Here is an 11,811-nt window from a genome sequence, read left to right on the forward strand (position 1 = left end):
CAAGCAGGAGATTAGGCAACAGCTTTGTCGTCTTGGTTTTGATTTTCCGTGAGTTTCAAGCGATGCTCAAACTCACCAATTTTCCACACCTTGCGTGCAAAGCGTGCGGCTTCTTCTATGGCTTCTACGGCTTCGGGCAAAAACTTGCCAAACAAATGCCACCAGTGAATGAGGTCATGCCATATTTGAAGCTCTACACGCACGCCGGCAGCTTCGGCTTTGTCGCGCAGGCGGGTGGCATCGCTATAAAGCACTTCGCCGTCGCTTGCTTGTATAAGTAGAGGTGGTAAGCCCTCTAAATTGGCAAACAGCGGCGACACTAAGGGATGGTCCAAAGAATAGGCGCCGGCATAGTCATCGCCAATTTCATGTAGTTCCCAAGCTTCCAGTATTTTGTCGTTGTCTCTGTTCCTGAGAATGGATTCCCCGCTCAAGGTGAGGTCTACCCAAGGCGAAAAAAGCAGGGCGGCTGCCGGAAGGGGCATTTGCTTGTCGCGTAAGTTAATCAGCGTAGCCAACGACAAACCACCACCTGCCGAATCACCGGCTAAGATAATGTTTTTGGGCAGGTAGTCCCCATGTAAGAGCCATTCATAGGCTTTGACAGCATCTTCCAATGCGGCAGGGAAGGGGTTTTCCGGTGCTTTGCGATAATCAATTACCAGGGCATTGGCGCCAATTTCCTTAGCTAAATGCCCTACAAAAGCCCGGTGGGTATTGGGAGACCCCAAAGCATAGGCGCCGCCGTGAAGATATAGCACTACCTTTTCGGGGCGGGCGTCGGAAGGTGTAATCCATTCGGCATACATACCGTCGATGTCTAGTGTACGGAAGTGCACCCCCCATGGCATGTAAGTGTAAAGACTCATGAGCTCCAAAAGACTGCGCATTCCTTGCACGCTCGGTTTGCTGAAGCTGAAAGCCAAGCCGGCAGTCTTTAAGGATAGTTTTAAAAGATTGTGCTGTATGGAAGGCATAATTGTATTCTTTCTTTTGAGAAAAAACGAAATATCAAAACTTTATCGCAATAAAGTGCAAAAATATTGAAAAAAAAAAGCCTGTGCCTCATCATCTCTTAGGTGTGTAATGTTTAAGCAAAGATTGTATTTATGTTAAGCTTTTATTCGGGCATATGAAGTATTTCTATGGCTTTTTTGACAAAGGGGTCTTCTTGGTAGAGGATGTAATAAAAAGCTTCGTATCCCCATAGTTGTCTTGCAATGAGTGCTTTCAGCTCGTGAGATAGGGAGGCTTTTGCGCTGTTATTATTCAAGAGCGTAGTATCGATGCCCTTTTGTGAGAGACTCGAAAGCAAGGATTGCCATAAAGAATCGGGCAGTTGCCATTGTTCTTGGAACGAAATAGCTGTGTAACTTTTTTTATTGATTTGCGGGGCATGCCGTATGGCAAACTCTTGTAATACTCCGCTGGCATACACTTCGCTTTTGAGGCGGGCAAGAGCGCCTGTGTCAACTGGCACGAAGAAGTCGGGCATGATGCCTCCGCCACCGTAAACAATACGTCCTTTGCGTGTTTTGAATTTTAGCGAATCGGCAAAATGAACGCTATCCGGGCGCAACAGCTCACCGCTCTCATAGCGCTTCCATAGTTCCTCTTCATAATGGGCTTTGTTGCCGTCGTAGGGTTTTTGTATGCACCGCCCGCTGGGGGTATAATAGCGTGAGATGGTAAGACGCAGCTCGCTGCCATCTTTCAGGTCAATGGGCATTTGCACCAGTCCTTTGCCAAAGGTGCGTCGTCCTATGACCCAAGCGCGGTCGTTGTCTTGGAGGGCACCAGCAACTATTTCAGAGGCAGAAGCAGAACCTTCATTGACAAGCACCACCAGCTTGTCTTTTTCGAATAGCCCTCGATTAGTCGCCTTTATTTTAGAGTCGAAGCGCGTGCCGCGTCCGTCGGTATATACAATGAGGTAGTCGTTCGGCAGAAACTCGTCGGCGATGTCGGTGGCACGGTCAAGATAACCGCCCGGGTTGTCGCGCAAGTCCAAAATGAGCTGTTTCATGCCTTTGCGCTTGAGTTCCTTAAGCGCTTCTTGAAATTCGTGATGGGTATTGGCAGCGAAATTCGATATTTTGATGTAGCCCGTGTGTTTGTCAAGCATGAAGGCATAGACACTTTGGGTGTTGATGCGGTCGCGAATGATGGTGAAGCTAAGCAAACGGTCTATGCCCTGTCTTTTTACTTCTACGGTTACTTGGGTGCCTTTTTTGCCTCTCAGCCTTTTGAATACTCCCAGATGGTCTATGCCTATACCGGCAACGTTTTCACCATTGATGCGTATGATTTTATCGCCGGCAAGTAGCCCCACTTGTTCGGCAGGTCCGCCGGTGAGTGGGGTTACTACTTCTATGGTGTCATTAAGCAGCATGTATTCTATGCCTATGCCTTCAAAAGCCCCCTCCAGGTCGGCATTGACAAGTTCCGTTTCTTCGGCGGGGATATAGGCAGAGTGCGGGTCTAACTTTTCAAGGAGCTTTTCTATGGAGTAGTCGGTGAGTTCATCGATGTTTACTTCATCTACATAGTACAAGTCGATATAGGAGAGCACTTCCTCTATTTTGGGGTATCGCTTGCGTGGGGTGTTCTCTCCTTGGGCATGGAAAAAAGTAGCGCCAATGAGTATGCCCAGCGAAACAGAAAGGGCAATGATGACAGGAATGGCAGCTGTGCTTTTCATCATGATTGCAAACAGGTTCAATTATTAAACAAACAAAAAAAGAGCAAAAGCGTGTATAAAAGATAAAGAAAATTAGAATAGCGGTGAAAATTCAAAAGCCTACGCTAAAATACAAACAATCAAAAGAGGCAGTTAGTTTAGCACAAAAGCCAAAACAAAAAGGGCGTGCACAGTGTGCACACCCTTTTTTATAGAGTAGTGTAGTACTCTGTGGAGTGGTAGCTGAAATCTCTACTGAACAATGAAAGTATTGGGCGCAATGCCTGCTGTGAAGCTGCTGATTACTTGTCCGTTGTTGTCAATTACTTTTACACCACCATTGCGGGTGTACACAGCTTCGCCTACATATACGTGTCCAGTGGTTTTGTCGGCGCCAATGCCATTGAACGAAGTGAATTCATTGATTTCAGCAAAAGGCGTGGTAGGAGCCACCGGATTGGCAGCATTGATTTTGTACACTTTGTTGCCCCTGAAGTAGAATATGCTTTCGCCGTTGCTTGCAATGCGTACCGGGTAGCTGCTTAGGTTCACGGCAATGGTTCTTTCCACAGTGTTGGTGGCAGGGTTGAAGCGTACCAAATGACCACTGCTGCAAGCTACCCACAACTTGCCTTGCTCGTCGGCTTCGAAACGCTCAGGACCATCTTCTACGGTTATTTCTCCGTCGAAGGTATCGGTATTGGAGTTCAGTATTTTGATGATGTTGCTGCCTGCGCCAGCCACGAACACTTTGCTTCTGCTGTATGCCCAAATACCCTGTGGACGTACCGTCAAAGGTACTTTTTTAATAAAGACACCACTGTTGGCATTGTATATAGCTACAAACGATTCTGGATTGCTGCCAAAGGCTTTGTCTATAGGACCCCAGTTGGTTACATAAATTTTACCGTTGATAACTGCTACGTCAATGGGGTTGTCTAAGCCTTCCTGCAAAGTGAGTTCCAACTTGAGAGTGGCGGCGTTCACTACTCGCACAAAGTTTTGGTTGTTGGTTACGATGTAAATGCGGTCATCGTATTTGCGGGCAGATTGAATAATGCCCCCTACGGGGGTGTTGTTTTCTGTTTCAAATACGTTGTTTTGGGCACTGTTTTCGCCCTTTTTTAGAAAGCTTACGCTTCCGTTCCCTTCTAAAAAGTTGCCTTCGTTGAACACAAGAGTACCATTCACATAAGAGCCGGCAGCTTCGTCTTTTTTACTACAGCCGGTGAGTTGGAGGGCTGCTACGCCCACCAATAACCACAATAACAGACGGTTGATTTTCTTCATGGCTTTGACTGTTTGAGTTTGACGTTTTATTTAGATTGTAAAGAAAATTGCAAGGATACTTGATACTGTCGCCCGGGTTGGGGTTGATTTTGTATTTGCTCGTAGGCTTTATCGAAGAGGTTTAAGACACCTACTTGCAGGCTCCATTGACCGTAGTTGGCTTGCCACTGTTTGCCCATATGCAGGTCGGCGGTCCAAAAGGCAGTTAAGCTGTAGCTGTTGTCGGTAGTGGTATAGCGTGGACCGGTCCACTGCCCATTGACAATGACCAGCCAGTTGCGGTGGTGTTTCCATTTCAGCATTCCACTAAGCCTATGTTCAGGCACGTAGGGCAACTGCTTACCCACACTGTTTTGGTCGCCATTGTCGGTAGGTTTTTGGTTCAGGGCGCGGGTAAAGGTGTAGTGCAGTTCTTGCGAAAAGAGCATACGGTTTGTGTTTTGCGTGTGAGATAGTGATGTTTGTATGCCCCAAGACAATACTTCTCTGACATTGCTGGGTGCCCAATATCCTTGCGGAACGGGTTGCCAAAGAATCCAGTCGTTGATATGATTGCGGAATCCTTCTACACCGAGCTGCCATTGCTGTTTTTCTTTACGGTGTTGCAGGCGTATATAGAAATTATTGTAGAAGCCCGATTCCGGTCTTATATCAGGATTGCCGCCCGGCTGCCAATAAAGAGCATTGAGCGATGGCAGCTTGTAGTTGAATGATGCACTTCCGCCCGTTTTTAGGTTGAGCATAGTTGTAGAAAATAGCAGGTAATCAAAGCCCAGCGAGGGAGACAAAGGGGGGGCATAGGCGTTTACCCACACTTTTCTCAAATTAAAAGCGATATGCAGACGGGCAGAAGGCTCCCATTGAGTAAAGACGAAGGTCTCTACCTGCCGCCGTTGGGGGTGTCCTTCGTAGTTATCCACATCGGTTTGCACCAGCGTGCCGGTGGCACCTATTCGACTGCTAAGCTGCCTGCTCCACGTTATCTCATATTGGTATTGTGCCTGCCATTGTGAGGTGTTGGTTTGGCTGCTTTCGTTGTAGTTCAAGAAATTGCGCACAAAAGAAAGCTGCGCCAGCTGATGTAGGTCTCGGTACTGCAGCAGCAAGCGTAGGTTTTTATCCAGTTGCCGTGCACGGTTGCTAAGTAAAATACGGTCGTACTCGTGATACCAGCTGTAAAAGTTTAATTGTGCCTGCTCTTTTATTTGGTAAAAAAGCTCCTGGCGTGTTCCAAAAAAATGAAAGGGGGCGTAGTCTATTTTGCGATGGGGCTTAATCAGTCGGTTTTCAAAGACATTTTGCGAGTAGCTGCCATAGACTTGACTGAAGCCATGGAGCCGTGCCGAAGCCTGCCAACCACTTTGCAGCTGTCCGGTCCACTGCTGGGTACTGCGATAAGCCACTCGGAGACTCGGTGCTAGTCGGCTGCTTTGTTCGTTTGATTCCAGAAGGATGGCGCCGCCAATGGCATCGCTCCCTATCAAGGGGCTGCTTCCGCCCTGTATGATGTGCAGTTGATAGGCACTGCTCAGAGGAAGCGTAGAAAAATCGGCTTCACCCAAAGTGGGTGAGTTGATATTGACCCCGTTCCATAAGACGGCGGTATGTCCGGCTGCGGTTCCACGCAGGCTGATGCTCTGGAGCATGCCACTACCATAGGCTTTGATATACGCATCGGGGTATTGGAGCAGCAGGTCGCCTACGCTTTGTGCTGGCAAGTAGGAAGCAAGTAGGCTGTCGGGGGTGATTCGTTGCAAGCCCACGCCATAACGCTCATAGGGCAGTGCGGTGATGAGTACTTCCTGCAGTCTATAAGCCTGTGTGCTGTCGGACTGTGCCCAAAGCCAAAAAGGCAATCCAAGCCATCCATAGATGAAGAGAAAATAAAATAAACGCCACATACACCCACTACTTTGAATGACCGCCATTCAAAGCTTGGGGGATTCACGAAATGAGCAAAGTGCTAAAGCAGACTCTGTCATTTCAGTGCTTTTGCCCCGAAAGCTCTGAAAACGCTGAAGTAGCAGGCAGGTCTCCTGGCTTGCCTCACATGCACCGCCTTCCCACCCCAACGTGGGGCAGTGGCAGTGGTTGGTGCATGCCTGTTTTGAGGCTTACAGTTGCGGGGACAGCTCCGGACTTGCACCGGATTCCCTTTTCAAGCGCTTGTGGCGCTACCTGCTACTTGGTAGGGCAAATTTATGCAATTTTTTGATTTCGCCAAGCCCTTGATTTCTTTTGCTTTTTTTACAAAATCAGACTTTAAAGCCGTAGCTCAAAACTGTTATTTCGTAGCTTGTATTTTGCTTATCCTCCGTGAGTCGTGTGTTTTTGACTTTATTGCCTGTCTTCACAGGCTTGGGAATGCGTTTGACCGCCAAGTCTTTGACGAGCATGAGGGTATTGTCATCGTGCAGTTCATTGCCATTGGCACGTTTCTATTTTTTGCAAGCGAGCTTCTATCTTCTCTGTTGGATTCTACACGTGTCCACATTCTGGGCAGGCATAGGGGCTGTCGTTGAATATAGACTTGGGACGACTGGCAAGAGGGAGCAGATGTATGTTTGCAGACCTCTTTTTGCTCGCTCTATAAATTGAGGTATTTTGCTGTGAAAATCAAGCCAACCGTCTCTTTGTATTGAATTATGCTAAAAGATAAAAACCATTGCTTTGTTTTTAATGTTAGAACATTGACTATTCACTTTTTTGAGTTATTTTCTTATTCAAAAAAACAAAAAAGAGTTTTTATGGACGTAACAAAGAAAACAAAGCAAATAGAAAAGATTTTAGTACCTCCTTCGCCCCACATGGTAGGTGATGGGTTTCGTATGTGCAACTTTTTCCCGGGAGGGTATAACCTTAAGCAGCGTGTGAGCCCCTTCTTTTTGTTGGATTATAACCCACCGCACTATTTTTCGCCTACTTCCCATCTTCGTGGCGTGGGGGTGCACCCACATCGAGGCTTTGAAACCGTAACACTTGTCTTTCAGGGGGCTGTGGCTCATCACGACAGCGCCGGCAATGCTGGTGTGATAGGTCCCGGGGATGTGCAGTGGATGACTGCCGGCAGTGGGGTATTGCATAAAGAATATCATGAGCGTGCCTTTTCTCAACGGGGGGGCATCTTTCATGTGGCGCAATTGTGGGTGAACTTGCCTGCCCGCTATAAAATGACAGCCCCGCGTTATCAGTCCATTACCCGCGAACAGCAGGGCAAGTATGTTTTGGATGCGCAAGGGAGTGCCGTGTATGTAATTGCTGGTAGCTACAAAGGTGTCGAAGGACCTGCGCGTACCTTCACCCCTATAGAGCTGTGGAGTGTGGAGCTGGCTGCCCAAGGGGCATCCCTATCGCTTTCCTTGCCTGCCACTTACAACACTCTGTTGTTGGTGATAGAGGGGGAGGTGTCAGTGAATGGCGAAAAAGTACCGTCTCATTGTATAGCGCTGATGGATAACGAAGGGGAATACTTTGAGGTGCGTGCCGAAACACCGGCTGCCAAATTGGTGCTCATGAGTGGGGAACCTATCCATGAGCCTATTGCCCATTACGGACCTTTTTTGATGAATACTTTCGAAGAAATCAAGCAGGCTATAGCAGATTTTAATGCCGGCAAGTTTGGATATTTGCAGGACTAAAAATAAAAAAAGGGCAATCAAGAGGGCGCAAAGACTTGAATATAGAGGTTGTATTTTTTAGATTGCCCTTTCTATAAAATATTTCTGGTTTATGTTCCCTTTGCAAGATACCATCCCTTCTCGGCGCATTCCGTTCATGAATATTTCAATCATCATTCTGAACACCCTGGTTTTTCTTTATGAGCTCAAATTATCGCCCTATGAAATAGAGCTCTTTTTTCGGGTTTTTGGCTTGGTGCCGGAAAAGTTCACCTACTACAAGGATTTGCTAAGTTGGGGGGATTATTATCCGTTTCTTACCAACATGTTTTTACATGGTGGATGGGCACACTTTATTGGCAATATGTGGACTTTGTGGATTTTTGGTGATAATGTGGAAGACCGCATGGGGCATGGGCGCTATCTCTTGTTTTATGTGCTTTGCGGTGTGGCAGCAAGCTATACGCACTACTTGGTGAATATGTATTCACCGGTGCCAGCATTGGGCGCTTCGGGAGCTATTTCGGGAGTTATGGGAGCGTACATGTTCTTGTTCCCACATAGCCGTATCGTTTTCTTGGTGCCTTTGTTTTTTATACCTTACTTTTTTGAAATACCTGCTTTTGTGTATCTGCTTTTTTGGTTCTTAGGACAGCTGGCAAGTGGCACGCTTTCGATTTTTGCTGACTCTATGGGGGGCGGTATTGCTTTCTGGGCACACATAGGTGGCTTTGTTGCGGGGGTAGCTCTTTACCGCTTGTTTGTCAATAGTCGCTTCCACCGCTATTGTAGAGAGTGTGACGACAGCCCCGAAGCCTATTATTATCGCTACCGGAATTATTATTAGTAACGGGCAGCTTTTTCTGTGTTTTCCCCCGTTGGCAGTATAGAATAATTAGGAAGGCAGCTTATTGGCTTAGGCTTCTGTTTTATCCTTTCCCGGAAGAAAGAAGGGCAATAAAAATAAGTCGATGAAGCAAATAAAAACGAAGCCGCATGTCTTGGAAAGAAGGCATACGGCTTTGGTGTATGTTTAAGATAAGTTGTGATGACTTAGTTCACCCAAATCATTTTCAAAAGGGCTGTGAGTTCGTCTTTTAGCTCTTTCCTATCCACAATAAAATCCAGAAAACCATGTTCTAAAACAAACTCTGCACTTTGGAAGCCCTTCGGCAGGTCTTTGCCTATGGTTTCACGAATCACACGCGGACCGGCAAAGCCTATGAGTGCTTGCGGTTCGGCTATATTGAAATCACCCAACATGGCAAAAGAGGCGGTTACACCACCGGTAGTGGGGTCTGTGAGTAAAGAGATATAGGGCACACCAGCTTCATCGAGTAAAGCCAATTTGGCAGAGGTCTTTGCCATTTGCATGAGCGAGAAGCCTGCTTCCATCATGCGGGCGCCGCCCGAGCGTGAGATGATAAGCAGCGGATAGCGTTTTTCGCGAGCAAAATCGATGGCACGTGCTACTTTTTCACCTACTACCGAACCCATAGAGCCACCAATAAACGAAAAGTCCATGCAGGCGATAACCAAATCTATGCCGTTCATTTTGCCATAGGCAGTGCGCACGGCATCTTTCAAACCAGTTTTGGCTTGTGCCTCTTTGATTCGCTGCGGATAGGGTTTGCTGTCTATGAAATTCAGCGGGTCGGCTGATTCCAGATGGGGGTTCAATTCGGTGAATTGCCCATCGTCAAAAAGCAGCTCGAAGTATTCTTTAGAGCCTATGCGTTCATGAAAGCCGCAATGAAGGCAGGTATAAGCATTTGCTTTGAGGTCGGCAGCTAACATTACCTGCTTGCAATGCCCACATTTGTGCCACAAGCCGTCGGGCACTTCTTTCTTTTGTTCTGTAGGCGTTTGAATATTTTTTTCTTTTCTAATAAACCAAGACATAGTCGCAGGTATTTGGTGAAAGAGCGAAGGGCACGAAGCCCTTCTTTAAAATTAGGCTAAATCTATTTCTTTGGCAAGGTACACATCTTGCACGGCGTGCAGCAGCTCCACCCCTTCGTTCATGGGGCGTTGGAAGGCTTTGCGACCCATGATAAGTCCCATACCGCCGGCACGCTTGTTGATGATGGCGGTGCGAATGGCTTCGGCTTTATCGGACATGCCCTTCGACTCGCCGCCCGAGTTGATAAGCCCGATGCGTCCCATGTAGCAGTTGGCTACCTGATAGCGGCACAAATCAATGGGGTGGTTGGAAGTAAGTTCCGAATATACTTTTTCGTGCGTTTTGCCAAACTTCAGCGCCGTGAAACCACCATTGTTAGTGGGCAGCTTTTGTTTCACGATGTCGGCTTGGATGGTTACACCCAAATGGTTGGCTTGTCCGGTTAGGTCGGCAGCGGTGTGATAGTCCACGCCGTCTTTTTTGAAGTTGTTGTTGCGCAGATAACACCACAAAATAGTAGCCATACCCAACTCATGAGCACGCTCGAAGGCTTCGGCTATTTCTTGGATTTGACGGCTTGACTCTTCCGAGCCGAAGTAGATAGTAGCGCCTACGGCTACGGCACCCAAGTTCCATGCTTCTTCTACCGAGCCAAAGATTACTTGGTCGTACTTATTGGGGTAAGTGAGCAGTTCGTTGTGATTGATTTTTACGATGAACGGTATTTTATGGGCATACTTGCGCGACATCAACGCCAAGTTGCCGAAGGTGGTGGCTACGGCATTGCAGCCGCCTTCAATAGCCAGTTTGATGATGTTTTCGGGGTCGAAATAAATGGGGTTAGGCGCAAACGAAGCACCGGCGCTGTGCTCAATGCCTTGGTCTACAGGTAAAATAGACAGATAACCGGTGTTGGCTAAGCGACCATGACCAAAGAGGGTTGCTAGGCTGCGAAGCACTTGCGGGCTACGGTTCGACTGCACAAACACGCGGTCGATATAGTCTGGACCCGGGCGATGAAGCATCTCCTTCGAGATGGTTTTACATTCGTGAGAGAGCAGCTCTTCTGCTTCTTTGCCTAAGACTTCAAGAACAGTGTTGTAAGCCATTGTTTACTTCGGTTTTGTACAACATAAGGCGCCTAATGCGACCGAGCAAATATAGTGATTTTTAGAAAAGAAGCATTTGGTTCATTGCCTTTGCGATGTCTCGGAAATAAAGCAGCGACGGCAGCGGGGTTCATAGCTATCGGTTTCGCCCAGTAAGATGGTGTCGGCGGCAGCTACTTTGCGGAATGAGTAGGAAGCCAGCGCCCCGCAACGCACACAGATGGCGTGTACTTTGGTTACGAACTCGGCAATAGCCATGAGCTCGGGCATGCAGCCGAAGGGCTTGCCTTGGTAGTCCATGTCCAGTCCTGCAATAATGACTCTTTTGCCTTGATTGGCAAGGGTAGTAGCCACTTGGGGCAATTGTTCATCAAAAAACTGTGCTTCATCGATACCTACTACTTCATACTCTGCAGCCAGTGGTAATATGTTAGCAGCATTTGCCACCGGTACCGAAGGGATGGAGTTAGCGTTGTGCGAAACCACGTCTTCGTGGTGATAGCGCGTGTCGATGGCTGGTTTAAAAATCCCCACTTTTTGCTTGGCTATCTTGGCACGACGGATGCGGCGAATCAGCTCTTCCGTCTTGCCCGAAAACATGGCGCCGCAAATCACTTCTATCCAGCCGACAGGGGCAGGGGCTTGGTTCAGGTGAGGCTCAACAAACATGGTTTTTGGGGCAAAGATAGTGATTTAGGGAAGAAAAGCGTCTGTGGCTTTTTCTACTTTTCCGTTGTCAGGACAGACTTGCAGCAAGTCGCTTTGTTTCTTTTGCAAAACAGGGTGCACGAAATCCGGGGCTATTTCGACCATAGGTATCAACACAAAGCGCCGCTCGGGAATGTGTGGATGTGGTAGGGTGAGTTCGGGGGTGTCGAGGCTAAGATGTCCGTAATAAAGCAGGTCTATGTCGATGGTGCGGCTTCCCCAGCGTATGAGGCGCTTTCTGCCCAGCCGCTGTTCTATGTTCAGTATCTTTTCAAGTAACTTCAGGGGCGGGAGCTGGGTGCTTATTTCTATGACTTGATTCAGATAGTCGTTTTGATTTTCCACGCCCCATGCAGCTGTGTGGTAGATGGCAGAAGCCCGGACTATGCATCCCACCTCCGAAGCTATGAGGCTACGGGCTTGGTGTAAAAAAAGCCATGAGTTGCCCTCATTGCTGCCTAATCCCAAAAAAATACGCTGCATGTTTTCCATTGTTTAAAATAA

10 protein-coding genes, 1 pseudogene and 1 riboswitch are annotated in these 11,811 nt (G+C 47.7%); of the genes and pseudogenes, 2 read left to right on the forward strand and 9 right to left on the reverse strand.

Translation table 11 applies throughout. The features are described 5' to 3' along the window. Positions 1-11: 11 nt before the first annotated feature. The 5 genes and pseudogenes from FHS56_RS11320 to FHS56_RS12080 all read right to left on the reverse strand — a co-directional run. Entirely contained in the window at positions 12-977 is a 966-nt protein-coding gene (locus FHS56_RS11320) for an alpha/beta hydrolase (protein ID WP_166920908.1), read from the reverse strand. A gap of 143 nt (positions 978-1,120) precedes the next feature. Next, on the reverse strand, positions 1,121-2,704 hold the full coding sequence (locus FHS56_RS11325; RefSeq protein WP_243844219.1) for a S41 family peptidase: 1,584 nt from the start codon (positions 2,702-2,704) through the stop codon (positions 1,121-1,123). Positions 2,705-2,932: 228 nt separating this feature from the next. Continuing rightward, a complete protein-coding gene (locus FHS56_RS11330; RefSeq protein ID WP_166920910.1) occupies positions 2,933-3,970 on the reverse strand; it encodes a DUF5074 domain-containing protein in 1,038 nt (345 codons plus the stop codon). A gap of 26 nt (positions 3,971-3,996) precedes the next feature. Then, positions 3,997-5,871, reverse strand: a complete 1,875-nt coding sequence (locus tag FHS56_RS11335) for a TonB-dependent receptor plug domain-containing protein (protein WP_166920912.1) — start codon at positions 5,869-5,871, stop codon at positions 3,997-3,999. A 108-nt stretch (positions 5,872-5,979) separates the two neighbouring features. Further along, positions 5,980-6,167, reverse strand: a riboswitch (cobalamin riboswitch). Between the two features lie 58 nt (positions 6,168-6,225). After that, positions 6,226-6,390, reverse strand: a pseudogene (locus FHS56_RS12080) (PhnA domain-containing protein); the annotation flags it as partial. 327 nt (positions 6,391-6,717) lie between these two features. Here FHS56_RS12080 and FHS56_RS11345 point away from each other — a divergent pair. Further along, positions 6,718-7,608, forward strand: coding sequence for a pirin family protein (locus FHS56_RS11345; RefSeq protein ID WP_166920916.1), 891 nt, complete (start codon positions 6,718-6,720; stop codon positions 7,606-7,608). 91 nt (positions 7,609-7,699) lie between these two features. After that, a complete protein-coding gene (locus FHS56_RS11350) occupies positions 7,700-8,434 on the forward strand; it encodes a rhomboid family intramembrane serine protease (protein WP_166920918.1) in 735 nt (244 codons plus the stop codon). 206 nt (positions 8,435-8,640) lie between these two features. Here FHS56_RS11350 and accD read toward each other — a convergent pair whose 3' ends face one another. The 4 genes from accD to folK all read right to left on the reverse strand — a co-directional run bounded on the left by accD (position 8,641) and on the right by folK (position 11,790). Beyond that, positions 8,641-9,489 carry an acetyl-CoA carboxylase, carboxyltransferase subunit beta gene (accD, locus tag FHS56_RS11355; RefSeq protein WP_166920920.1) on the reverse strand — a complete coding sequence of 283 codons (849 nt, stop codon included), beginning with the start codon at positions 9,487-9,489 and terminating at the stop codon, positions 8,641-8,643. A gap of 51 nt (positions 9,490-9,540) precedes the next feature. Continuing rightward, complete coding sequence (locus tag FHS56_RS11360) at positions 9,541-10,599, reverse strand: class I fructose-bisphosphate aldolase (RefSeq protein ID WP_166920922.1); 1,059 nt, start codon at positions 10,597-10,599, stop codon at positions 9,541-9,543. An 81-nt stretch (positions 10,600-10,680) separates the two neighbouring features. Further along, positions 10,681-11,268, reverse strand: a complete 588-nt coding sequence (locus tag FHS56_RS11365; RefSeq protein ID WP_166920924.1) for a thymidine kinase — start codon at positions 11,266-11,268, stop codon at positions 10,681-10,683. Between the two features lie 24 nt (positions 11,269-11,292). Beyond that, positions 11,293-11,790, reverse strand: a complete 498-nt coding sequence (gene folK, locus FHS56_RS11370; RefSeq protein WP_166920926.1) for a 2-amino-4-hydroxy-6-hydroxymethyldihydropteridine diphosphokinase — start codon at positions 11,788-11,790, stop codon at positions 11,293-11,295. Between the last annotated feature and the right edge of the window lie 21 nt (positions 11,791-11,811).

The organism is Thermonema lapsum (assembly GCF_011761635.1).
Lineage (GTDB): Bacteria > Bacteroidota > Bacteroidia > Cytophagales > Thermonemataceae > Thermonema > Thermonema lapsum.